Genomic DNA, 24,617 nt, shown 5'->3' on the forward strand with positions numbered 1-24,617 from the left:
AGACGGCCCACCCAAATGATCTGGCGACCAATCTGTCAGGCACTCAGGCAACGTTTTAAGCGGAACAAAAGAGCAGGTTCATGGACCAAAACACCCTTGCTATGGCGCAGGAGATCGACTTCTCCCTGCTGGCGCTTTTCATGCGCGCAACCTTCATTGTGAAAATCGTGATGATCCTATTGATCGTGGCCTCGTTTTGGTCATGGTCGATCATCGTGCAAAAATTCATCGCCTTTCGCAAAGCGCGGGCCGAAGCCGAGGCGTTCGATCATTCGTTCTGGTCGGGCGAGCCTTTGGATGAGCTCTATGACCAGCTTCAGGGCAATCCAGTGTCGTCGCCCGAACGGGTGTTTGCCGCCGGGATGACGGAATGGCGGCGTTCGCATAAGGCGGATGGCGGGCTGATCGCAGGGGCGCAATCGCGCATTGATCGCTCGATGGATGTGGCCATCTCGAAAGAAGCCGAGAATATGAACTCCGGCCTGTCCTTCTTGGCGACCGTCGGCTCTACCGGGCCATTTATCGGTCTGTTCGGCACCGTTTGGGGCATCAAAACCGCGTTTGAAGACATCGCCATGGCGCAATCGACCAACCTGGCCGTTGTGGCGCCGGGGATTGCCGAGGCCTTGCTTGCCACCGCATTGGGGCTTTTGGCCGCGATCCCGGCAGTGATTTTCTACAACAAACTCAACGCCGACAGCGACCGCATTTTGGGTGGATACGAGGCCTTTGCCGACGAATTCGCCACCATCCTCTCGCGCGAATTGGACAGCTGAGATGGGCGCAGGTGTGGTTCAAAAACAGGGCAAGGGGGGCCGTCGTGGCCGCCGTCGCCCGGCTGCGATGAGCGAGATCAACGTCACGCCCTTCGTTGACGTCATGCTGGTGCTGTTGATCATCTTCATGGTCGCGGCGCCGATGATGACCGTGGGTGTGCCGGTTGAGTTGCCTGAAACCGCCGCCACCGCCTTGCCGCAAGAGGAAGAGGAACCGTTGAGCATCACGCTGACCGCCGATGGTCGGGTGTTGTTGATGTCCAATGAGGAAGATGAGGCCGATCTGGTGACGAAATTGCGCGCTATTGCCACGGAGCGTCAGGACGACAAGATTTTCCTGCGCGCCGACGGATCGGTGACCTATGAGCGCGTGGCGCAGATCATGGGCGCGCTCAATGCCGCGGGCTTTCGCAAGATCGGTTTGGTGACGGAGCAAGGCGGTCCGCGCCTTGATGGGGCCGGAAACTAAAGGGCATATGGCGTGAACACAGGCCAATATATCTCCGGCGCGGGCCATTTGGGCCTCATTGCCTATATGATTTTCGGTGGGATGTTCCTCTCGCCGAAGCAAACGGAGTCCGTGGCCGTTCAGGAAGTTGCGCTGATTTCGGAGGCGGAGTTTGCCGCACTGAGCGCCACAAACACTGCGCCCGACACCTTTGCCGAGGCCGAGGCATTGAAGGCCCCTGTGGCCGAAGCGGCGCCCGCGCCGACCCCCGTCGAGGACAGCACGCCCGAGGTTCAGCCCTCGGATGCACCACCGCCAGACGTGCCTGAGCCGCGCCCGGAGGTCAGCGAGAGCTTGCCCGCACCGGTCAATGTCGATCCAACCCCGCCCAGCCCACAGGCCGAACCGGAACTCTCTCTGGAGGACCCCGGTGCGGGGCTGCCGGATCGTCCCGATCGCAAACCGACGCCGCGTCCGGTGCCGCGCATTTCCGATCAGGTCGTGTCCACGCCCGAGCCGCAGCCGGAGATTTCGGATGCGCCGGTTGAGGCGACGTCTGACACGGCGGAGTCTGAGAAGGTCGTGGAGCAGACCCAGGAAAAAGCCGCGCCGCAAGAGACGACGACAGAGATTGTGACCGAGGCGGAAAAGCCATCGGGCATGTCAACCTCGCCGCGGCCAAAATCCCGCCCGGCCAATTTGGCGGCGCAAGCTGCGGCGGCACAAAAACCGGCGGAGACGCCAACGCCTGAGACGCCCAAACCGGCAACCCCCAAGCCTGAGACGCCGAAAACAGATCCGGCGGATGCTGTGGCCAATGCTGCCGCCGAGGCCGCCGCCGCTTTGGCCGCCGAAGCCGCCGAAACACCTGCCGCGCCGAAACGTCCGGTGGGGCCGCCTCTGACCGGGGGCGAGCGCGAAGGCATGCGTGTGGCGGTGTCGCAATGTTGGAACGTCGGCGCGATGTCGACGGATGCGATGCGCACCAAGATCACCGTCGGTGTCGCGATGAACGAAGATGGCACGCCGCAAGCCGGTTCCATCACCCTGTTGGGCCATGAGGGCGGCACCGATGCTGGCGCTCAAAGTGCCTTTGAAGTGGCGCGCCGCGCGATTATCCGCTGTGGCGCGCGTGGTTTTCCATTGCCGGTCGACAAGTATGACCATTGGCGCAATATCGAAATGACGTTCGATCCCGAACAGATGAGGTTTAAATGATACGCCCGCTTCCCTTTCGCCTGACGACACTGGCCGGTTCTTTGGTTTGCGCTCTGGCGCTGTCTTTCGGCACGGCCTCGCCCATGTTGGCGCAGGACCCCGGGCCGCTGCAACTCGACATCACGCGCGGGGTGATCGAGCCCTTGCCATTGGCGATCCCGGATTTCATTGCCGAGACACCACAGGCGGCGGAATACGCGCAGCAGATTTCCGATGTGATTGCCGCGGATTTGGTGGGCACCGGGTTGTTCCGGGAAATCCCGCCGTCGGCGCATATTTCCAAGGTCACCAATTTCGCCTCCCCGGTGCAATATGCCGATTGGAAAGCGATCAATGCGCAGGGACTTGTGACCGGGGCCGTGGGCACGGATGCAGGTGGCAATCTTGTGGTGAAATTCCGGGTGTTCGATATTTACGCCGAAGCGCCTCTGGGCGGCGGTTTGCAGCTTGGCGGGTCCACCGCAAGTTGGCGTCGGATCGCCCATAAGGTCTCCGATGTGGTCTATTCCCGGATCACCGGCGAGGGCGGGTATTTCGACAGCCGCGTGGTGTTTGTCTCAGAGACTGGGCCAAAGAATGACCGCAAAAAACGCCTTGCGGTGATGGATTACGATGGGGCCGGGCTGCAATATCTGACCGATGACAGCTATATCGTCTTTGCACCGCGCTTTTCTCCCACGGGCGACCGGGTGCTTTACACCTCTTATGAAACAGGCCGGCCGCAGATCACCATGCTCGATGTCGGCACCGTGACGCGCACGCGCTTGCCCGTGCCCGCCGAGGCCGTGACCTTTGCGCCGCGTTTTGCCCCCGATGGCCGTTCGATCGTCTATTCGATGTCCACGGGCACCAACACCGATCTCTACCGCATGGACATTGCCAGCGGCCAATCGACCCGGCTGACCAACACGCCGGCGATTGAAACGGCGCCGTCGTTTTCGCCCGATGGTTCGCAGATCGTCTTCGAATCCGACCGGTCTGGGACTCAGCAGCTTTACATCATGCCCGCGGGCGGCGGTGAGGCGCGGCGGATATCCAATGGCAAGGGCCGGTATGGCACGCCCATCTGGTCGCCGCGCGGCGATTTGATTGCCTTCACCAAGCAAAACGAAGGCCGATTCCACATTGGTGTGATGCGCACGGATGGCTCGGAAGAGCGGCTTTTGACCGCGTCCTTCTTGGATGAGGGGCCGAGCTGGGCCCCCAATGGTCGGGTGATCATGTTCACCCGCGAAAGTCAGGGCGCGGGTGGGGCGAGTGCACTCTATTCGGTCGATATTTCGGGCCGCAACCTGAAACGCGTGCCGACCAATGCCGGGGCATCTGATCCCGCTTGGTCGCCGCTTTTGAAATAAAACCCGGACCTCTCCCCAAGGCCGGGGGAGAGTGCTATAGTCAGAAAAACAACAGTTTGAGCTTCCTCAAAGGATGATCCCAATGTCCACCATGTCCACCACACAGACCTCTAAATTCATGACCCGCTCCCTGCCCCGCGCCCTGTTTTTGGTCGCGGCTCTGGGCCTGACCGCCTGTACCAATCCGGGCCGTTTTGGGGATGGCGGCGCCGGTGCGGGCGCCAATGGTTATGGCGCGGATGGCGCGATGGCTGGCTCTGCCTCTGATCCGAAATCGGTTGCCTATTTCAACCAAACCGTGGGTGACCGCGTTTTGTTTGCCATCGACCAATCGACCCTCTCGCCTGAGGCGCGCACGATTTTGGCAGGCCAAGCGACATGGCTTTTGGACAACCAAGGCTATAGTGCGATCATCGAAGGCCACGCCGACGAGCAGGGCACACGCGATTATAACTTTGCACTCTCTGCTCGCCGCGCCGCTTCGGTTCAGGAATTCCTGATCAGCCAAGGCATCAACCCCTCGCGCCTCAAAACCATCCCCTATGGCAAAGAGCGCCCGCTTGCGGTCTGTTCGGATGAGAGCTGCTATTCGCAAAACCGTCGTGCTGTGACCGTCCTGGCGGCGGGCGCTGGCGTCAGCTGAACAAGACAATAGAGAGAGGGTGAGAGCGATGAAACGCGTGATCTTTGGGGCGGCACTTGCCCTTTCCATGCTGGGCGGGGCGGGTTTTGCCCAAAACGCTCAAACCTTGGCCGATATTCGCCAAGAAGCGGCGGTGCTGTCGGTGGAAATTGCCAAACTCAAACGCGAATTGTCGACCACAGGCGCGCCCAACACGCAGTTTGCGGGCGCGTCCACGTTGGAACGTGTCGACCTGATGGAGGCGGCTTTGGCCAATCTCACGGCCAAGGTCGAAGGGTTGGAGTTTCGCGTCGATCAGGTGGTGAAAGATGGCACCAATCAGTTGGACGATCTGAACTTTCGGCTCTGTGAATTGGAAAGCGGCTGTGACGTCGGATCGCTGCCGCCGCTCACGCCTCTCGGTGGAGCCACGGGCGCAAGCGATGTGGTTGTCACCGGACCGGGGTCTGAACCCGCGATGGAGGGGGGCGGCGATTTGGCGATGGCCGAACAATCCGATTATGACACCGCCATGGCGCTTTACACCGATGGTGAATACGCGCAGGCCGCCACGGCATTCGCCAATTTTGCCCAAAGCTATACCGGTGGATACCTGACCGGAGAGGCGCATTTTATGCGTGGTGAATCCTATGCGGCTTTGGGCCAAACGGCGGATGCGGCCCGTGCTTATCTCGATAGTTTTTCCGGCAGCCCCGAAGGCGACCGGGCCCCTGATGCGCTTTTGCGTTTGGCCGGATCTTTGGGCAAGCTCGGTCAGGTCGATAAGGGCTGTGTGATGTACCGCGAGGTGCAATCGCGTTTTCCTGGGTCTGATGCCGCCAGTGCAGCGGTGAGAGAGGCTCAGACGCTTGGCTGCCAGTAGGCTCCAGTCCAATGGGACGCCCCATCCATGAGTGAGGTCACTGCAAAGCAGGCGATGCTCAAGCATTGTGTGGCCACCGCCTTTGCCTATGACAAGCCCGACCAGCTCGCAGTGGCGGTGTCGGGTGGTGGCGACAGCATGGCTTTGCTGCATCTGATGGCGGAATGGGCCGAGGACGAAAAAATCCGCCTTTGGGCCGTGACGGTCAATCATGGGTTGCGGCCTGAGGCTGCGGAAGAGGCGCGGTTTGTCTCTGAGGTGGCGCAAAAACTTCAGGTCAAACACACCACGCTCACTTGGACCGGCTGGAGCGGGCAGGGCAATCTGCAAGACGCCGCCCGTCGTGCCCGGTACCGTTTGATGACAGATTGGGCCAAGGCCCAAGGCATCAATACCATTGCTCTGGCCCACACCGCCGACGATCAGGCGGAGACGTTTTTTATGCGCCTCGCGCGCGCTTCGGGCATTGACGGCTTGACCGGGATGCAGCGCCGAAGGGTCTCGGACGGGATCACATGGGTGCGGCCTTTGTTGATGCAGGAGCGGTTTGAGCTGCGGCAATATCTGCGCGATTTGCGTCAGCCGTGGATTGATGATCCGAGCAATGACAACGAAGCCTTTGACCGGATCAAGGCGCGCCGCGCCATGGAAGAACTCAGTAAACTCGGCATCGACATCCACGTTGTGGGCCGGGTGATGGACCATTTGGGACAAGTGCGATCGGCACTTGATTTCGCCACGCATGACCATGCGCTTGACTGTGTGAGCGAGGATCAGGGCGATTTGATCCTCAATCGACGCCGTTTTGCCGAGGGGGCACCGGAAATAAACCGGCGTCTTGTCGCCCATGCCCTGCGGTGGATTGCCTCGGCTGACTACGGTCCAAGGGGGATGAAACTACAAGAATTCCTGTCTGCGATGATGCGCGGGCGCGATGCGACCCTGCATGGCGTACGGCTTTTGGGCGGCAAAGAAAGCTTTCGATTGACCCGCGAACATGCCGCGGTGGCCCATACTGTGGCGGTTCCGGGGACGGTCTGGGATGGGCGATGGATCGTTGAAGGTATTGAGGATAAAGGACTAATCGTGCGTGCTCTGGGTCAGGACGGATTGTTGCAACTGGGGGAGTTGCCAGACGGTGCGCCGCCGCGCGAAACGCTTTCGGCTTCGCCTGCGGTGTTTGACGGCAATACGTTGATTTCAGCCCCGCTTGTGCGTTACGGCCCCGCCACCTTGCGGTTGGCCCAACCAAAAGGCGACTTTTTTACAACGCTTTTATCGCATTGAACTTAGCCGCCCGATGCCTATTTTAGAGGAAAGGCTTTCGCGCAAGCGGGGGCGTCCAAAATTTCGAGGAGATCCCCCTTGGGTAACGCACGCAATCTTGCCTTCTGGCTCGTGCTTCTGATGCTCGTTCTGGCCCTGTTTCAGGTGCTGGGCGGCAATCAATCGTCGATGTCATCTGACGTCGTGTCCTATTCCGAGTTCATGTCGAAGGTTGATGATGGCTCGGTCTCCGCAGTCGATATTGACGGCGAGCGGGTCTATTTCACCGGTGACGACAACCGCCGCAAATATGCGATCAACCCGGGTGACAACACCTTGGTCAAAGAATTGGTCGACAAAGGCGTGACGGTGAAAGGCGAGCCACAGGAAGAAAGCGGCTTGATGCCGATCCTGATTTCCTTCCTGCCGTTCATCTTGATCATCGGCGTTTGGATTTTCTTCATGAACCGGATGCAGGGCGGCGGCAAAGGTGGCGCGATGGGGTTTGGCAAATCGAAAGCCAAACTTTTGACCGAAAAGCATGGCCGCGTGACCTTTGATGATGTCGCGGGCATTGATGAGGCGAAAGAGGAACTCGAAGAGATCGTCGAATTCCTGCGCAACCCGCAAAAATTCTCGGCCCTTGGTGGTAAGATTCCGAAAGGCGCTTTGCTTGTTGGTCCTCCGGGCACGGGTAAAACCCTTTTGGCGCGGGCCATTGCCGGTGAGGCGGGCGTGCCGTTCTTTACGATCTCTGGTTCCGACTTTGTTGAGATGTTTGTCGGTGTCGGTGCAAGCCGGGTGCGCGACATGTTTGAACAGGGTAAAAAGAATGCGCCCTGTATTGTGTTCATCGACGAAATCGACGCCGTCGGTCGCTCGCGTGGCGCAGGCTACGGTGGCGGCAATGATGAGCGCGAACAGACGTTGAACCAGTTGCTTGTGGAAATGGACGGGTTTGAGGCCAACGAAGGCATCATCATCGTTGCCGCAACCAACCGTCCTGACGTGTTGGACCCGGCTCTGTTGCGTCCCGGTCGTTTTGACCGTCAGGTGCAAGTGCCGAACCCGGACATCAAAGGCCGCGAAAAAATCCTCGCCGTTCATGCGCGCAAAGTGCCGCTCGGCGCCAATGTCGACCTGCGCATCATCGCGCGCGGCACGCCGGGCTTTTCCGGTGCCGATCTGGCCAACCTCGTGAACGAGGCGGCTTTGACCGCCGCCCGCATCGGTCGCCGTCAGGTGATGATGGAAGATTTCGAGAACGCCAAGGATAAGGTCATGATGGGGGCGGAACGTCGCTCCATGGTGATGACCGAGGACGAGAAAAAACTGACAGCCTATCACGAAGCGGGCCACGCCATTGTCGGCCTCAACGTGCCGCAGCATGATCCGATCCACAAGGCGACGATCATCCCGCGCGGTCGGGCTTTGGGTCTGGTTCTGTCTTTGCCGGAACGCGACCAGCTTTCGGTCAGCTACACCAAATACACCTCCAAAATCGCCATGGCGATGGGCGGACGTGTGGCCGAAGAACTGATCTTTGGCAAAGAAAACGTCACTTCTGGTGCGTCGTCTGACATCCAACAGGCCTCGCGGATTGCCCGCGCCATGGTCACGCAATTCGGCTTTTCCGAAGAGTTGGGCTATGTCGATTACGCCAACGAGCAAGACAGTTATCTTGGCAATTACGGCGGCGGCACCAACCATTCGGGCGCGACGCAAAAGCTGATCGACGATAAGGTCAAAGAGATTGTCGACACCGGCTATGCCACGGCAAAACGCATTCTGACCGAGAAAGCGCAGGAGCTTGAAAACCTCGCGCAGGGGCTTTTGGAATACGAAACCCTCACGGGCGTTGAAATCCAGAAAGTGATCGCAGGCGAGCCGCTCAATCGCGGTGACGATGACGACAGTTCCACCGGGCTTGGCAATACGCCCTCTGTGATGGCGATTCCGAAGACGACGAAAAAGCCAAAGGGCGACAGCGGGATGGAACCTGAACCCTCTGCTTAAGACCGGCTTCAAACCCAAAGAAACCGCGCCTGTGAGAGGCGCGGTTTTTCTTTGGGCGACAAGAGGGCGCGCGGGGCTTTCGCCTTTTGGCCTCGCATGTTAAAGCGCGTTTGAAAGGACCCTCATGACCCTCAAACCTCCCCAAGACATCGCGACCATGGCCGAGTTGCGCCAGCAGATCGACCAGATCGACCGCGAATTGATTGCGCTTTTGGCGACCCGTCAGGCCCATGTCGACCGCGCCGCGGAATTGAAGCCCGGCGAGGGGATGGTCGCGCGGATTGAAGCGCGGGTGTCGGAGGTCTTGGATCGGGTCGCTCAGAGCGCGCAGGAGGCGGGGTTTGATCCCGATCTGGCGCGCGGCATGTGGTCCCAGATGATCGAAGCCATGATCGCACGCGAAGAGCGCGTGATCGGAACCGGAGAAGAGTAGATGAGTGCAACCTTGATCGACGGAAAGGTCTTTGCCGCCTCCGTGCGTGACAAAGTCGCGATCCATGTGGCCCGCCTCAAAGAGGCGATGGGGGTGACGCCGGGACTGGCGGTTGTGCTGGTGGGCGATGATCCCGCCTCCGAGGTCTATGTACGCTCCAAGGGCAAAATGACCGTCGAAGTGGGCATGAACTCCTATGAGCACAAACTCTCCGCCGAGACCTCAGAAGCCGACCTGTTGGCGCTGATCGAGGCGCTCAATGCCGATAAAGATGTGCATGGCATCCTTGTGCAATTGCCGTTGCCGGGCCATCTCAACGAGGCTTTGGTGATCAACGCGATTGACCCGGCCAAGGATGTCGATGGGTTTCATATTTCCAACGTCGGCCTGTTGGGGACGGGGCAAAAGGCCATGGTGCCCTGTACGCCGCTTGGGTGTTTGATGATGCTGCGTGATCATCATGGTTCGCTGTCGGGGCTCAATGCCGTGGTCATCGGGCGTTCGAATATCGTCGGCAAACCGATGGCACAGCTTTTGCTTGGCGATAGCTGCACGGTCACCATCGCCCATTCGCGGACCAAGGATTTGCCAGAGGTGGTGCGCAGGGCCGACATCGTGGTGGCCGCCGTGGGGCGGGCAAATTTCGTTCAAGGCGATTGGATCAAACCGGGTGCCACGGTGATTGATGTGGGCATCAACCGCATTCCTGCGCCGGAAAAAGGCGAGGGTAAATCGCGCCTTGTCGGGGATGTCGATTTCGCCTCGGCCTCCGACGTTGCGGGCGCGATCACCCCTGTGCCCGGCGGCGTCGGCCCGATGACCATCGCCTGCCTTCTGGCCAACACATTGACCGCCTGTTGCCGCAGTCACGGCTTTGCTGAACCCGAGGGCCTTACCGCCTGAGACGGCGTTTATAAGAGACCCCGCGGGGCCTCTTTTCGTCTCACGCAATCGGTTTGAGCCCGCGCATCATTTCACGCACCACTTCGGGCAGCGACGTATCCGCGCCCGTCGGCGCGGCATCCAACGCGCAGGTGACATCCTTGACCAAAATGCCCAGCGTGTTGTCCGGCTCAAACCCGTGTTTGGCAAATTCGATTTGATCAAAGCGCGAGGTAAACCAATTCTGCCCCGTCGCGGTTTCGATCAGGCCCAATAGCTTGCCGCGATCGACGCCGGTCTGATCGGCCCAGTCCAACACCAGCCGCGACATGGCGGTGTGCGAGGCGCAGAGCAGGTTGTTCAATACCTTGGTTTGCATCCCGTCGCCAAAGCCGCCCATGTAGTGAATGTTCTGCCCCATAGCCTCAAACAGAGGCATGAGCGCGGTGACATCCGCTTCTTCTCCACCGATCATAAAGGCCAACGTGCCCTCGCGGGCCCCCACCTCGGCTCCCGACATCGGCGCATCGACAAGTGCGATATGGGCGGGGATGCGGGCGCGTAGGCCGCGCACATAGTTGGGGGAGAGCGTGGAGCAAATCACCACGGTTTTCAAATGCGGCGCGCGGCTGACAAACCCTTGCGTGCCAAACAGAACCTCGTCGATCTGATCCGCATCGCGCACTACCGTAAGCAAAGTCTCAAGCTCGGTGGCAAAGGCGGTCGCATCCGAGGTAACGGGCAGGGAGGGAAAGTCGCTCTCGGGGCGAATGTCAAACCCCTCCGCTTCAATCCCTGCTGCGCGCATGTTGGCTAACATGCCACGGCCCATCCGGCCCACGCCAGCAATGCCGATTTTCGTCATACAATATCCTCCCTAAGTTGTGGAAAGGATGACCGTGCCGCGTCGCTTTGAAAAGCGAAACCTGTGCGTCTTTTGTCCGAAAATATCCCGAGGGTCTGCGGGGGCTAGCCCCCGCATCCTGCCTCAATGCGCGAAGTCGCTTTCTTCCACGAACATGTTCGCCCAGGCACGGTCGATCAACTCAGGAGTCATCTGGTAGGGGATGCCCTCGAATTCGCAGATCGAAATGATCTGATCAATCAAAAACGTCGGTTGGTAGTTGGCGTAGACATTGTCGATGGTCGGATACTTGCTTTTCAACAGATAGAGCAAAGAGGCCTCATCCAGCGGCATCTTTTTCCTGCGGGCAACCATGGCGAAGATTTTGAGAAAGCCCGCCTGATCCGGCCCGTCGATTTTAATCTTATAAAAAATCCGGCGCAACGCGGCGGTATCGAAAATTTTGTTCGGATGGAAGTTGGTGGAGAAAATCACCAAAGTGTCGAACGGCACTTCGAATTTTTCCCCCGATTGCAGCGCCAGAATATCTTTGTTTTCCTCAAGCGGCACGATCCAACGGTTGACCAGTTTTTGCGGTGGTTCCTCTTGGCGACCAAGGTCGTCGACGATGAAAATCCCGCCGGTGGATTTGAGCTGAAGCGGCGCTTGATAAGTGCGCGCAGTGGGGTTGTAAACCAGATCCAACATGTCGAGCGACAGCTCGCCGCCTGTGATCACCGAAGGCCGCTCACAGCGCACATAGCGGCGGTCAAAGCGGTTGGCGGTGCGACGCAGAGCGGTGGCCTCATCCTCGGCCTCCTCGCGTTTCACATGCATCAACGGGTCATAGACCGTGATGACCGAGCCGTTATATTCAATCGCGCGCGGCACATAGATCAGATCGCCAAGGGCGTCACGAATGCCGTTCGAGATCGAGGATTTCCCGTTGCCCGGAGGCCCATACATCAGGATAGAGCGCCCCGCACCCACGGCAGGCCCGAGTTGATCCAACAGCATTGGCGGCAGGATGAGGTGGCCCATCGCCCCCAAAAGCGCGTCCCGCGTGACCTTCATATTACGGACCGATTGGCGTTTGACCTGTTCGGCATAGACCTCAAGCGGGATCGGCATCGCGCCGTAATATTCAGATTGTGACAGCGCGTCCAAAGCGCGCGCCTTGCCGGTGTCCGAAAGGCGAAATCCCATCTCAGACCCCGCGCCCGCGTGTAATGTGCCGGTGGCTTCGATCAACCCCTGTTCGCGCGCAGTGTCGACCAAAATCTGGGTCACAGAGACCGGCAGGGCCAGAGCAGAGGCCAGACGAGAGACCTGTTCGAGATGGGTGCGGAACATGGTTTTCAACACGATGTCGCGCATCATCACCGGAGACAGCCCAGTGTCACTGACCTGACGCGGGGCGGGTGGGGCGATCACATTGGGCGTGGTTTCCATGTTCATCTGATGCTCTGATCCCTCGGTCGCACTGGCAGACCCCTTTGGTGGGGTTCGGATGTTTTCTTGGCGCAACTGTACGAATCCCCGCGCCCAAATGCCAACATTTTCACGCGCGCGACCCGAGTGGCCTTTGCATTTCGAGTGTTTGGCCATAACCTTTCGCAAAAATGAATAAGGCAGGCCCGATGACGAAGATTTCCCCGCTAAAATACGCGGCATTTCTCGCGATTTTGATCCTTATCTTTGGCGGTGCAGGACTTGCCAAGGGCGGGCTCTACATCGGTAGGCATGAGGGCGACACGGCGCATATGATCGAGATTGTGATGCGGATGCTCCAAGGCCAGATCCCGCATCTTGATTTCTCAACGCCGATCGGAATTTTCGCTTTTTTGCCGGCTGTCAGCTTTGCCAAGGCGGGTCTCGGGCTAGGCCAGGCGTTTATTGCAGGGCAGGTTTTGGTTGCTGTGCTTTTGGCTCCGATGGTGGCCCGGGCGGCTGTCTCGCGGCTTTCTGGCCTGACCGCTTGGGGCTTTGGCTTTGTGACGGTGAGCATGATCCTGTCCCTGGTGCATGGCGAAAATATCACCGCGCTTTCGGTGTCGATGTATTATAATCGTTGGGCTTGGGCTGCGGCGTTCATCGCCATTCTTTTGGCTGCTTTGCCGCCGCGTGACGATGCGCAGGCTCCGGTGTTGGACGGGATGATTGTGGGCGCGATGTTGGCCGCTTTGGCCCTTTTAAAACCCACGTATTTCGTCGCTTTTGTCGGCCCGATTGCGATTGCCTTTGCGCTGTGCGGCGCATGGCGCAGCCTGTGGATTGGGGTGCTCACCGGGGCGGCAATCGCGGCCCTGATGGTGGTGCTCTACGGCGTTGATTTCTTTCCGGCCTATGTGAATGATTTGTTATCTGTGACCCGCTCAGACACGCGTGCGGCCCCAGGCGTGCCACTGATGGAGGTGATCAATGGGCCACGCTTTATGATTGCTACTTTAACGCTGATCCTGTCGGTGATCGTGCTCAGACAGGCCGGGCAGGACCGGGCAGGTTTGGTGTTGTTTTTACTTGCGCCGGGCTTTGTCTACGTCACCTATCAGAACTTTGGAAATGATCCCAAATGGTTGATGTTGCTGGCCATTTATCTCTTGGCATTGCGCCCGGAGACAGGTCGGCGGGTGGTGTTCAATGCCGATGCGCGCAATGCCGTGGCGGGGCTGGCTTTGGTCTCTTTCGCGCTGATCACACCGTCGTTTCAAAACATCGTCACCAGCCCGTTTCGCCATCTCGCCACCAGGGCCCTGGACTATGCGCCACAGTTTAAAACCCGCCCTGAGCTGCGCGATGTTTTTGTCAAAACGCAACGCACGGCGACGGTTTTGGGCCGGGTGGTCATGGTCGATGATCTGCCGCAACTCGCGCCTTATGTGGTCGAAGATGACCTGTTCAAACCGGTGACGTTTTTGGGCGAGACCTTGCCGCGCTGCACCCTGCAATCGGGGGATGTGGCGATGCACAGCTATATGGCGGATCGGTTGAAACAGCCGCCGTTTAATTTCCCCCAAGACAGTCAGTTTTTTGTCGCGGATATCGCCTCGGGCATTTGGATTTTGGGCGGGTTTGAGCCGCTCAAAGGTGGGGCGCCTTGGTACTATTCGGGCACGCCGGGGATTGAAAATGCCGATGCCATCATCATACCGACCTGTCCGTTGGATACCGAAATTGAACGCAATGCTTTGGCAGCCCTTGAGACCGCGGGGCTGGTGCTGCGCCCGCCTTTGCGTGACGATACGATGCTGGTCTATCCGATTGTGAAGTGAGGGTGGCTTAGCGAAAACCCGCAAGCGCCAGATAGCAGATCATCGTGCCCGCAAGCGCCAATCCCATTGGGAATTTCTTGTGCTCCCACGACACCCAATCCGGGGTGGCGCGGCGCACAACCGGCATCGCACGCAAGGCCCGGTGGGCCACAAACGCACCCAGTAAAAATGCCGCAAACAGCGACAGGACCAGCGTGGCATCCGCGAGCGGGATGAACATCGACATGGCAGCGGCAAATTTACCGTCGCCTGCGCCAACGCCAAGATAGGCAAAGGCCAACATGCCGACAAAATACATCACAACCCCATGGGCAAAGCCCCAAAGATATTGCTCAAACGGCAAAACGAAAGGACCGAGGACCACATAAATCAGCCCCAAAGCCAGAACCACGGGGTTCGGCAATTTCATCCGTTTCAAATCATTGAAAGCGGCGATGAAAGACACAAGGGCGACCGGCAGCAAAAACCAAAGCGCAGCCGAGGCGGGCAGGGTGATCATCACGCGCTCTTTAGAGGTTTGAGACGTTGGATTCGAGCGCGCGCAGGCTACGCACCGCCGCTTCGAAATGCTGCGGATGGGTGTCGATGGCCTCTTTGATCAACCCTTTGCCGATGGTCACATCGCCCGCTTTCACCGCCGCAAGGCCGAGGGTGTAAAGCAACTGCGCCCGCTCCACTTGCGTGGCTTCCATCACCGGCAAATCGTATTTGCCCTGCGCGCCACGGGCGAGGATCAGGTTGTTTTTGGCGGTGAACAGCGAGGGATCATAGGTGATCGCCTGAGCAAAGAGTTTTTCGGCCTCTTTGTAATCGCCACGGGTCAGTTTTGAGTAGCCCCAGTTGTTCAAAACACCGGAGGGTTTCGTGGTCAGGCCAACGGCGGTCTGATAGAAACTGTCGGCGTTTTTCCATTCCTGATTGCTGTCGGCCACCATCGCTTCGAGGCGGTAGCGTTTATAGGTCTCGTGGGTCGGCGGCACGCTATCAAGCTGTGCTTCGGCGCCTTTCCAGTCCCCTGTACGGATCAGCGCGTCGGCATAATCCACGCGGTCATCCAAGGTGGCGTCTTCATGGGCTATCACGACTTTCCAAGTTTTCACCGCCGCCTCATTTTGGCCGGCCCGGACAAAGGACATGGCCAAGCCGCGCTGAAGATCAATCCGGTCCGGATTTTCGCTTGAGGCGCGCATGAAATAGGACACGGCTTCGTTCGGGTCGGCCGCATTCAGCATGATGTCGGACAGGCCTGTGCCATCAATCGCGTTGACCGACGTGTCGGCGCGCCGCACATCCCCGCCAAAGGGTTTTTGACAGGCTGAAAGGGCCAGCGTACTCGCAACAGCGAATGTGATCACGCAAATTTTGCGACTGGAAAGACTGGTCATGGTGCCTGCCACCTCTTTTTAACTGCTCTGTTCGCATCTTGTCGGTTTTTATCAGGCCGGTCCGTTTTCGGATCTCAGGCCCACCGTTTAGCGCGCAAGGATAAGATACTCTCCTGTCCCGCGTCGCACCAAGACGAAATCGCTCTCATCCTCGGGAATATACGCAGGATTTTCCAATTTTGCGAGCGCCAAGCGTAAATTATCGCGAATTTCGGCAGATTGGCCACTGTCGAGCGCATAGGCGGTGCGGAACACCCGCTCGGCTTCGCCATATTGGCCGGTCTCCATCAACACGACACCGAGGTTGTTCCAGGCGGGCACAAAGTCGTCTTCGATCTTGATGGCTTTGCGCAGATCGCTTTCGGCTTGCCCCAAACGCCCCAGCCGTAGTTTGGCGGAGCCAATCGCGGAGAGCGTATCGACGGTCATGCCTTGGTGGGCGGCGGCGCGATAATAGGCCTTGAGCGCCAGCTCATATTCTCCCGCCGCCATCAAGCGATGCCCGACCAAAAGCCCGTCAACCGACGCCTCGGAGGTTTTGACACCGACCGGGGCATAGGGTCCGGCATCTTTCAAAGGTTTCAGGCCGCCAGTGTCACACGCGGACAGCGTGGCGGCCAGAAGGGCGAGGGTCAGCGCGGCGCCCATTGGACGAAGAGGGCGACGCGAAAAGCGGTGAGACATGGTGTCCCTTGTCGGTTGCGGCGGCTTTATGGCGAGATCAGAATTCGGTCTCGTTGAGCAGCGTGTAGATGTCATAGACCGACGGGCCGATCAAAATGATCAACAGCGGTGGCACGGTCAACATCATTGTGGCAAGGGTCATCTTGGTAGGCAACTTGTTTGCAGTCTCTTCGGCGCGCATCACGCGTTTATCGCGCATTTCACCCGCATAAACACGAAGCGCATCGGCAATTGAGGTGCCGAATTGTTGCGACTGTATCAGGACAGTGACGAAAGAGGCCACATCGGCCACACCACAGCGTTCGGCCATGTCTTTGAGCACGACGGATTTGTCTTTACCGGCCTTGATCTCATAGGACACGATTTCAAATTCATCGGCAAGCGCAGGGAAGCCGGAGCGGATTTCACGGGCCACCCGGATGATGGATTGGTCCAGTGATTGCCCGGCTTCGACGCAAACCAGCATCAAATCGAGCGCGTCGGGAAAGCCGTTGATGATTTCCTCTTTGCGCGCTTCGATCCGGCGGGTGACCCAATATTTCGGTGCCATATAGCCGATACAGGCAGGCAAAAGCACGGTCAGGATCAGGGATTTCGGCGTCATCTCCTGTTGGGTGGACTTGAGCATGGCGTAGAGCACGCCAAAGGCCAAAGCGCCCAGACCAAGGGCAAATTGCGAGAAGTGAAAGATCCGCACAGCGTTTTTGGAGCGATAGCCGGCCTGGATCATCTTCAGTTGGGCGGCGGAATATTCTTCCTCGTCTTGCGGCTCAAGAAAGGCAGAGTATTTGGCCAGAGAGGCGCCCTTGCTATTGTCTGTGCGCAGTTTGGCGGCCTTTTTGCCACCATTGGGTTTGGCTGCGTCCGATTGCGCACGGAGGCGGTCCATCGGGTCGTTCTTTTTCTTCAAAAGCGTTGGCAGGGCGATCAAAATCAGGACGGCGCCCAAAGTTCCGATCAGGATCAGCGGACCAAAGGGGCCAAGTTGATCGCCGAGGATGGATGTGAAAATCTGTTGCATGATCTGTGTCCTGTCCGTGTCAAACCTTGATGTTCACAAGGGAACGCATGACGAAAAGATTGGCGATGAGAAAGCCTGCGACGATCAGACAGGCGGGGATAAAGACCGCAGTGTCTTTGACGGTGTCAAAGTAGGTGGGTTTGGTCACTGAGATGAGGATGAGCGCACCGACCGGGAAGGCCGACAAGAAGTTGCCCGACCATTTCGCCTCGGCGGTGATCGCTTTCACCCGGCGGAACAGTTTGAAGCGCGAGCGGATCACTTTCGAGAGACCTTCAAGCACCTCGGCCAAGTTGCCGCCCGATTGCTGTTGGATCGCCACGGCCACGGCCAAAAAGCGCAAATCCTGCATGTCGAGCCGCTCGGCCATGTCTTTGAGCGCTTCCCCGACGTCGCGACCATAGGCGCTCTCGTCCGCGATGACGCCCATTTCGGTGCCCAAAGGATCGGGGACCTCTTTGGCAACAATCGTCAAAGCATTGGAAAACGGGTGACCCACACGCAAGGAGCGCACCATCAATTCCACCGCATCGGGCAGTTGCTCTTCGATCATGGCAAGGCGCTTTTTGGCCTTGCCCTGAATCCACACGAACACGCCGCCGATGCCCATGGCAACCGACACGGCCACGCGGATTGGAACGGAGGTGGCGGTGCCGATCGAAAGACCGACAAAGGCAACCATGCCCAAAAAGCCCATGAGCATGATCAGTTGCGGCGGCGAAAAGGCGATATTGGCCTTTTGGGCCTTTTCGGCCAGGATCGAATAGAGCGGGATTTGCCGCGATTGCAGGTGTTGACCCATCTCTTTGCGCAGTTGATTGAGCACTGCTTCGCGGTCGCCCGTGCCTTTTTCCAAAAGCTCAAAGCGGCGGTTCACTTTGGAATTCAGCGAAATGGATTTGCCGAACACCGTCAGATAAATCCCCTCGACCAAAAGGAGCACGGCGATGAAAATGACGCCGTAGATGAGCGGTTCTATGGACAGGACCATGGTGTCAAACTCCTATATCAGCGGGGGGTTGTGGGTTCAAAAATGGAATGCGGCAGGTCATAGCCCCACATGCGGAAGCGTTCGGAAAAGTGGCTGCGCACACCCGTCGCGGTGAAATGGCCGATGATTTTATTGTCTGGCGTGAGGCCCGTGCGTTGAAAGCGGAAGACCTCCTGCATGGAAATCACATCGCCTTCCATCCCGGTGATCTCGGTGATCGAGACCATGCGGCGCGAGCCGTCTTGTAGGCGCGAGGCCTGCACGATCAGGTTCACAGCCGAAGAGATTTGCGACCGCACCGCTTTGAGCGGCATTTCGATCCCGGCCATGGCGATCATGTTTTCCAGGCGCGACACACCATCGCGCGCCGAGTTGGCGTGGATCGTGGTCATCGAGCCATCGTGGCCGGTGTTCATCGCCTGCAACATGTCGATCACCTCTTCACCGCGGGTTTCCCCGACGATGATCCGGTCCGGACGCATCCGCAAAGCGTTGCGCAAACAGTCGCGCTGGGTCACAGCACCCTTGCCCTCGACGTTCGCCGGGCGGCTTTCCATCCGACCGACATGGGTCTGTTGCAATTGAAGTTCGGCGGTGTCTTCGATCGTCAGAATGCGTTCGTCATTGTCAATGAATGAGGAAAGCGCGTTGAGCGTGGTGGTTTTTCCTGACCCCGTCCCGCCCGACACGATGACGTTGAGGCGGGTCGAGACGGCAGCCTGAAGATAAGCGGCCATTTCTTCGGTAAAAGCGCCAAAACGCACCAGATCGTCAATCGCCAGTTTTTCTTTTTTGAACTTACGAATGGAGACGAGCGAGCCATCGACGGCCACGGGCGGCACCATGGCGTTGAAACGTGAGCCATCTGCGAGACGGGCGTCAACATAGGGGTTGGATTCATCGACCCGGCGCCCCACGGCGGAGACGATTTTGTCGATGATCCGCAACAGGTGTTTTTCGTCTTTGAACGTGATGTCCGACAGCATCAACTTGCCGTTGCGCTCGACGAAAATTTGTTGTGGGCCGTTGACCAGAATATCGTTGACCGTGTCGTCTTTCAAAAGCGTTTCAAGCGGGCCGAGGCCACGCACCTCGTCATAGAGGTCTTGGTTCAGCGTCAGGCGTTCGTCGCGGTTCAGGACCAAGCCCTGATCGGCCAAAAATTCTGCAGTGATTTCAGTTATTTCCGCCCGAAGTTCCTTTTCACCCGCGGTTTCCAAGGCGCCCAGGTTGAGGTCTTCCAACAGGCGCTTGTGCATCTCGACCTTGATGTCGCTCAGACGTTCCTTGCGGCGGCGTTCCTTGTCCTGCGGCACGACCTGTGCCGCTTGGATGGATTCGCGGCGCAGGGACTTGGAGGCCACGGCCGCTTGCGGCGCAGACACAGCGGGTGCGGAAGCGGATGGTTTGACGGCGCTCGGTTGAGCCGCCGATTTTGCAACCGGTTCGGCCTTTTGGGTCTCGGACTTTTTGTATCTCGAAAACATCTGATCGTTCCTCAAGGCCCCGGCAGGGGCATTATTTATTCCGCAGCTTCAAGCTGTTCGGTTTGATGCGCGTGAATGGACGCGGCAAGTTTTTGGATTTCTTTGCGCAGCGGGTTCTTGGTGGCTTCAATGCCCAAAGGCAGACCCTGATCACAGGAATCGCGCACCGGGCGACCGCCGTCGGGGAATTGCACATCCACCGAAATCTCAAGATTCTCGGCCATGCGTTTGGTGCGGGCTTTGGCCGACAAATCCATGCTTTTGGGCGCGCGATTGAGCAGGAAGCGCAGTTTTTCAAACGGCAATTCTTCGGCGCGCAAAGCGGTACGCAGGCGCAAAATGTTTTGGGCCGAACGTAGGTCCAACTCAAAGGGCGCAAAGTAAAAATCGGCGGCGTTGAGCACGGTTTCGGTCCAGCTCACAAGCACTGTCGGCATGTCGATCACGACATAATCAAACAGTGCTCGCGCCTTGGCCAGAAGCCGTTCCACATCCTGCGCCTCGATGAAATCGAGCGGCAGGATTTCCGGTGGCGCGGTCAGAACCGACAATTTGTCGTTGAAATTCATCAACGCGCCCTTAAAGGCATCGTCATCCATGATGTCGGTCGAAGACAACAACTCATACACGGCCTCGCGGCGCGGCAGGTCGAGGTAGGTCGAAACCGAGCCGTATTGCAGGTTGAAATCCATCAACAGCACACGCGGTTGCGGGCCTTTCTTTTCAATATTCGCCAATTCCCACGCGAGGTTCACGGCGATGGTCGAGGCCCCGGCACCCCCGGCTACGGATTGCACCGGCAGGACAATGCCATTGGCGCCTTTTGGCGCGGCGGGGGCGGGGTGTGTGGCGTCGATAAAATCGACGGCTGCGATCTTGCGCGGGGCATCAAGGCGCAGGATGGCATCGTGAAGCGCATTTTCGGGAAGCGGGTAGGGGATGAAATCTTCGGCCCCCAATTGTAGCAATTGGTGCAACGCCATCGGCGAGACTTCGTCGGCGATCAGGATGACCTTAACACCTTGAATCTTTGCAGATTTGATCAAGTCGGCGATCATGGCCAAAAGGCCTTCGTCCTCTTGATCAAGGGCGATGGCGACAAATTTCAACCCGCCGCTTTCTGGCTGGCGGAAAAACTGTCTGGCATCCTCAAAGGATAGATCGCCCCAGGATTCACCCAGTTCGCTTTCCATGTCTTCGATCAAAAGATCGAAGTTTTGCACGTCCCGGCTGACGGTACAGGCCACAAGTGGGGCCGGGTCGTTGTGCAATGCAGTTTCACTCGTCATTGCTTTTATGCGTCCTTTTATAGAACGCCAGCGTCACATGAGACGAGATCCTTTCAAATGAAAAGCCCGGCTCTGATCCTCTGGCGCGTATGCCCGACTCGCGTGTCGGACAGACTGCTCCCATTGAGGATAAGATGCCGGGCAACTGGGGCAACAATAGGGCCGAAATCGCGTAATAATTCGCTAATTCGGGACGATGTTGCCGATTGCTTACTGACCTGGGTCGATTTCACGCGCACCAAAATCGACCAGTTCGGACGGTGCAGTGGCGCTTTCGATATATTCGCGGTGAATGATCTCGGCGTAACGGCTGTCCATGACCAGTTTGGCGTTTTCCACAAAACCAGAGACTTCGGTCACGGTGCGGCGGTTCTTGCGCTCCGGGTCCTGCGTCACGATCAGCGGTTGGGTTTCGCCGTAAGACACCATCGCCTCAAGCCGCGACCGTGAAATGCCGTTGCGGGCAAGTTCCGCGACCACAGCCTTGGCGCGTCTGAGGCCAAGGGATTTGTTGTAGCTGTCAGAGCCAACAAGATCGGTGTGACCATAGACGCGGAAGCGCACTTCGGGGAATTGCGCCATATAACGCGCCTGTTTGCGGATTGCATCGCGCGCCGCCCCGTCCAAGATCGCCGAGTTGAATTCGAAATTCACGGTTGTCGGCACTTCGGCGGCAAAGCGTTCATTCAAATCAATCACGTAGCTGAGTTGCCCAGTTTGCACGAGCGTGTTGTTCATGGTCGAATTGCCAAAGGTGCCGTTGTCGACGTAGCCGCCGGCCTCTTGATACCAAGAGGAAAAGACTTTTTGATCGGTACAGGCAGCAAAGGCGAGAAGGGCAGAACCCGCGAGTGTCAGTTTTACAGTCGAGCGCATGTTCTTACTCCATCACATAGCCGTAGGACCCGGAGAAGTCCTGTTTCGCCACTTCAGCAGCGGCGCCGGATTTGGGAGCCGAGGTGCCGCCGAAGGTTTTGCCAAACAGGAACAAGTCGCTCTCGGTCGGGATTTTGACCCGATCCGTCGGAAGCGCGAGGGCCATGCTGTTGACGGGGGTGACCAGATGGGCGGTGACGATGATCACCAATTCAGACTGACGGCGCGAATAATCGGTCGAGCGGAACAGCGCGCCCAAAACCGGAATGTCGCCCAACCATGGCACCTGACCGACGAGATCTTCGAAATCGTCTTGCAACAGGCCTGCGATGGCAAAGCTTTGCCCGTCGCGCAGCTCAACCGTCGTTGAGGTTTCGCGGCGTTTGAAGGAGTTGAGGGTAAAGCCATCGACCGAATAGTTGACGGTGGAGTCCACACCCGACACGGCGGCGCGCATTTCAAGGTTGATCTGATCGCCATTGACCACCCGGGGGATGAATTCAAGTTCAACACCAAAGGGTTTGTAGTCGATGTAGATGCCGTCATTGTCCGACACCGGGATCGGATATTCGCCACCGGCCAGAAATTTGGCCTGTTGACCCGAAAGCGCGGTCAGGTTGGGCTCGGCCAAGGTGCGCACGACGCCTTTTTCTTCCATGGCTTCCAGCAGGATCGACAATTCCGTTCCACCAATTGAGCCGCCGATGGTCATCGCGCCAAGCGTGCCTTCTTTGACCATGACTGCGCCGTTCTCTGTGATCTTGGTCGGCGTGTTATCCGCACTCAGCCAAGTGCCTGTGCTGCTGCCGATGTTCGGGCCGATGGAATTGATCGAAGCGGACAGATTTTTCGACACGGAGCGCGACATTTCGGCAAAACGCACTTTCAACATCACCTGTTGGGTGCCGCCGATGTTCAACAGATTGGACACGCGGCCCGGCGCATAGCGTTCGGCCAGCTCAACCGCGCGTTCCATCATTGTCACCGAGGTGATCACGCCCGACAAAACGATGCCGTCATTGGCCGTGCGCACTTCGATCTTTTCATTCGGCATGATCTGACGCAGGCGCTCTTTGAATTCGGTGACATCGGGGGTCACCTGAATTTGCACGTTGGTGATCAGCGATCCGTCCGGGCCCAAAAGCGTCATGGTCGTCAACCCCGGAGACCGGCCCAACACATAGATCGAGCGATCCGAGAGGGTCGAGATATCCGCGATTTCGGCATTGGCCACAGAAATTTCCGCGAAAGGTTCGTCACTTTCGACCACGACCGCGCGGTTCATGGGCACGTTTAGGACGCCCGAGGGAGAGCCGGTCATGACACGAAGTTTGTCAGCAAAAGCCCCTTGGGGCATTGCTCCGATAACAGCACACCCCAAAAGGGCTGCCTTAAACATATTCAACATTTTCATGTGATCCTGCCTCTGTCGACCACGCCTCAAAATCGGACTCTTTTGGTCCACTTGCTGGAACCATGTGTCAATTTCCGTTTTTTTGCAAGAATCAATCTGTTGAACGCTGTTTGTGATGTGGATAAGTCACAAGGTTTGTGTGAAATATTGAGTGTTATCGAGCAAGGTGACGAAATAAAGACGGCTGGGTGTCCCGCCGTCTTTGGTCTTTTGCACCGGCCTGATCAGTTTGAGCAGGGGATCGGCATTTCGATGATCTCTGCGCCTTTGCGGGTGCGGACCGTGCACACCTGATCTTTCGGCTTTTCGGCGATGATCTGTTCTTCAGCAATGCCCAAAAGCGTGCGCTGGTCCACTTCGACGCCACCGACGATGGTGTCGTCGTTGCGTCCGACCAGCGAGAGGGACAAACGGCCGGAGCTTTGAGCTGTGGCCAGCCCTGCGACTTGGGTGGGGGTGGCTTCGACGGTGACGGTGCGGGCGATGGTGGAGGATTGGCGTTCCCCGTTTGCTGTCTGATCGACGGCCACCAAGGGGATTGAGGTCAGGATCAATTTGGTCGAGTCAGAGCTGGACCCCGGCAATTGACCAGTCCAATAGATGTCAACACGGTCGCCCGGACGCAGCAGACCAGAGACGCCTGTCGACACGTCGACCTTGATCGCAAAAGCCCGCATCCCTTTCGACAGGCGCGTGGCCACGCCGGCATCTTCGCCAGGGGCGCTCAATTTGACCGCCATCAGCGGTTCCATCGGCTCAATGGCACGCAGAGCGACGCGGGGCGTATCCGGGCCTTCGGGGAAAAGGTCTTCTTCGGTGCGAAACACACCCTCTGGCATGGCTTCGACCGGCCATCTGACCTTTTTGACCATCTCTGTCGTGATCGGGTCGCCAAAGTTGATCAAGGCAGAGGTGACAAAAATCTCTTCCGTTTGGATCATCTGGGCCCGCATCTCTTTTTCGCGGTTCAACTCGGCCTGATAGGTGGACATATATCCTCGGGTCATATGGACGGCGAACCCGGCCAATGCGATCCCAATCACGAGAACCAATCCGAAAATAATACGCATCATGTCTTTCCTTTGCTTCCGGGGTTTGAGGTCGCTTTCAGCGGCCACCCCTTATGCTCCATCCAGCCACCGTGCCGATCAAATGAGGCATTTCGGTGATCGCGGGGTGGCGAGGATGTGAATTTTTTCGTGTTTCGGGACAAAGCGGGTAAAAGGGCCGGGTTGTCTTTTTACCAAGGCGCAGGATCAAAGCGCAGATTTATGCCGCGACATTGAGCAATAGGAAAGCCGCGCCCTGTCCCAGAGCGCGGCTTTTGATTTTGTCGCCATGGCCCGAGGGCCAGAGTGTTTAGTAAGCCACAACAGAGCGTGTTGCGAGATCGGTGGAGATGGTGTTGCCGAGGGCTTTGGTGCCACCGGACACGGAGGTCAAAACGGCGATGCC

At 58.1% G+C, this 24,617-nt stretch carries 23 protein-coding genes; 11 read left to right on the plus strand and 12 right to left on the minus strand.

Features of this window, described 5'->3' with window-relative positions; all coding sequences use genetic code 11:
- Positions 1-80: 80 nt before the first annotated feature.
- The 10 genes from tolQ (at position 81) to folD (ending at position 9,920) form a co-directional block, all read left to right on the plus strand.
- Complete coding sequence (tolQ, locus tag B30_RS15760; RefSeq protein WP_009573124.1) at positions 81-776, plus strand: protein TolQ; 696 nt, start codon at positions 81-83, stop codon at positions 774-776.
- Position 777: 1 nt separating this feature from the next.
- A complete protein-coding gene (gene tolR / locus B30_RS15765; RefSeq protein ID WP_009573125.1) occupies positions 778-1,245 on the plus strand; it encodes a protein TolR in 468 nt (155 codons plus the stop codon).
- Positions 1,246-1,257: 12 nt separating this feature from the next.
- Positions 1,258-2,442: a hypothetical protein gene (locus tag B30_RS15770; RefSeq protein WP_009573126.1), complete on the plus strand. Its 1,185-nt coding sequence runs from the start codon at positions 1,258-1,260 to the stop codon at positions 2,440-2,442.
- On the plus strand, positions 2,439-3,797 hold the full coding sequence (gene tolB / locus B30_RS15775) for a Tol-Pal system beta propeller repeat protein TolB (RefSeq protein WP_009573127.1): 1,359 nt from the start codon (positions 2,439-2,441) through the stop codon (positions 3,795-3,797). Before B30_RS15770 ends, tolB begins: the two co-directional genes overlap by 4 nt.
- A gap of 118 nt (positions 3,798-3,915) precedes the next feature.
- Positions 3,916-4,440 (plus strand): peptidoglycan-associated lipoprotein, encoded by a 525-nt coding sequence (locus B30_RS15780; RefSeq protein WP_040402739.1) that lies wholly within the window; start codon positions 3,916-3,918, stop codon positions 4,438-4,440.
- 28 nt (positions 4,441-4,468) lie between these two features.
- A complete protein-coding gene (ybgF, locus tag B30_RS15785) occupies positions 4,469-5,302 on the plus strand; it encodes a tol-pal system protein YbgF (protein ID WP_009573129.1) in 834 nt (277 codons plus the stop codon).
- A 27-nt stretch (positions 5,303-5,329) separates the two neighbouring features.
- Positions 5,330-6,589, plus strand: a complete 1,260-nt coding sequence (gene tilS / locus B30_RS15790) for a tRNA lysidine(34) synthetase TilS (protein ID WP_009573130.1) — start codon at positions 5,330-5,332, stop codon at positions 6,587-6,589.
- Positions 6,590-6,667: 78 nt separating this feature from the next.
- Positions 6,668-8,584 carry an ATP-dependent zinc metalloprotease FtsH gene (gene ftsH, locus B30_RS15795; protein WP_009573131.1) on the plus strand — a complete coding sequence of 639 codons (1,917 nt, stop codon included), beginning with the start codon at positions 6,668-6,670 and terminating at the stop codon, positions 8,582-8,584.
- A gap of 124 nt (positions 8,585-8,708) precedes the next feature.
- Positions 8,709-9,017, plus strand: a complete 309-nt coding sequence (locus B30_RS15800) for a chorismate mutase (RefSeq protein WP_009573132.1) — start codon at positions 8,709-8,711, stop codon at positions 9,015-9,017.
- On the plus strand, positions 9,018-9,920 hold the full coding sequence (gene folD / locus B30_RS15805) for a bifunctional methylenetetrahydrofolate dehydrogenase/methenyltetrahydrofolate cyclohydrolase FolD (protein WP_009573133.1): 903 nt from the start codon (positions 9,018-9,020) through the stop codon (positions 9,918-9,920).
- 40 nt (positions 9,921-9,960) lie between these two features.
- Here folD and B30_RS15810 read toward each other — a convergent pair whose 3' ends face one another.
- On the minus strand, positions 9,961-10,764 hold the full coding sequence (locus B30_RS15810) for an NAD(P)-dependent oxidoreductase (protein WP_009573134.1): 804 nt from the start codon (positions 10,762-10,764) through the stop codon (positions 9,961-9,963).
- Positions 10,765-10,887: 123 nt separating this feature from the next.
- Positions 10,888-12,201: an ATPase gene (locus tag B30_RS15815; RefSeq protein ID WP_040402741.1), complete on the minus strand. Its 1,314-nt coding sequence runs from the start codon at positions 12,199-12,201 to the stop codon at positions 10,888-10,890.
- A 182-nt stretch (positions 12,202-12,383) separates the two neighbouring features.
- Between B30_RS15815 and B30_RS15820 the strand changes: the two genes are divergently transcribed.
- Positions 12,384-14,015, plus strand: a complete 1,632-nt coding sequence (locus tag B30_RS15820; RefSeq protein WP_009573136.1) for a hypothetical protein — start codon at positions 12,384-12,386, stop codon at positions 14,013-14,015.
- A gap of 7 nt (positions 14,016-14,022) precedes the next feature.
- Here B30_RS15820 and B30_RS15825 read toward each other — a convergent pair whose 3' ends face one another.
- From B30_RS15825 to cpaB, 10 genes are all read right to left on the minus strand, one after another.
- A complete protein-coding gene (locus B30_RS15825) occupies positions 14,023-14,514 on the minus strand; it encodes an A24 family peptidase (RefSeq protein ID WP_009573137.1) in 492 nt (163 codons plus the stop codon).
- A gap of 10 nt (positions 14,515-14,524) precedes the next feature.
- Positions 14,525-15,400, minus strand: a complete 876-nt coding sequence (locus tag B30_RS15830) for a tetratricopeptide repeat protein (protein ID WP_009573138.1) — start codon at positions 15,398-15,400, stop codon at positions 14,525-14,527.
- A gap of 87 nt (positions 15,401-15,487) precedes the next feature.
- Positions 15,488-16,084, minus strand: coding sequence for a tetratricopeptide repeat protein (locus tag B30_RS15835; RefSeq protein ID WP_009573139.1), 597 nt, complete (start codon positions 16,082-16,084; stop codon positions 15,488-15,490).
- Positions 16,085-16,121: 37 nt separating this feature from the next.
- The gene (locus B30_RS15840; protein ID WP_009573140.1) at positions 16,122-17,105 is read right to left on the minus strand and encodes a type II secretion system F family protein; all 984 of its coding nucleotides are present in this window, start codon (positions 17,103-17,105) and stop codon (positions 16,122-16,124) included.
- 19 nt (positions 17,106-17,124) lie between these two features.
- Positions 17,125-18,096 (minus strand): type II secretion system F family protein, encoded by a 972-nt coding sequence (locus B30_RS15845; RefSeq protein WP_009573142.1) that lies wholly within the window; start codon positions 18,094-18,096, stop codon positions 17,125-17,127.
- 17 nt (positions 18,097-18,113) lie between these two features.
- Positions 18,114-19,583 carry a CpaF family protein gene (locus B30_RS15850; RefSeq protein ID WP_009573144.1) on the minus strand — a complete coding sequence of 490 codons (1,470 nt, stop codon included), beginning with the start codon at positions 19,581-19,583 and terminating at the stop codon, positions 18,114-18,116.
- 35 nt (positions 19,584-19,618) lie between these two features.
- A complete protein-coding gene (locus B30_RS15855; protein ID WP_009573146.1) occupies positions 19,619-20,872 on the minus strand; it encodes an AAA family ATPase in 1,254 nt (417 codons plus the stop codon).
- Between the two features lie 210 nt (positions 20,873-21,082).
- Positions 21,083-21,748 carry an OmpA family protein gene (locus tag B30_RS15860; RefSeq protein ID WP_009573148.1) on the minus strand — a complete coding sequence of 222 codons (666 nt, stop codon included), beginning with the start codon at positions 21,746-21,748 and terminating at the stop codon, positions 21,083-21,085.
- A 4-nt stretch (positions 21,749-21,752) separates the two neighbouring features.
- Positions 21,753-23,162 (minus strand): type II and III secretion system protein family protein, encoded by a 1,410-nt coding sequence (locus B30_RS15865; RefSeq protein ID WP_009573150.1) that lies wholly within the window; start codon positions 23,160-23,162, stop codon positions 21,753-21,755.
- 224 nt (positions 23,163-23,386) lie between these two features.
- The gene (gene cpaB / locus B30_RS15870; protein ID WP_009573152.1) at positions 23,387-24,232 is read right to left on the minus strand and encodes a Flp pilus assembly protein CpaB; all 846 of its coding nucleotides are present in this window, start codon (positions 24,230-24,232) and stop codon (positions 23,387-23,389) included.
- Positions 24,233-24,617 lie beyond the last annotated feature (385 nt).

This window comes from Celeribacter baekdonensis B30 (genome assembly GCF_000299875.1).
Classification (GTDB): Bacteria; Pseudomonadota; Alphaproteobacteria; order Rhodobacterales; family Rhodobacteraceae; genus Celeribacter; species Celeribacter baekdonensis_A.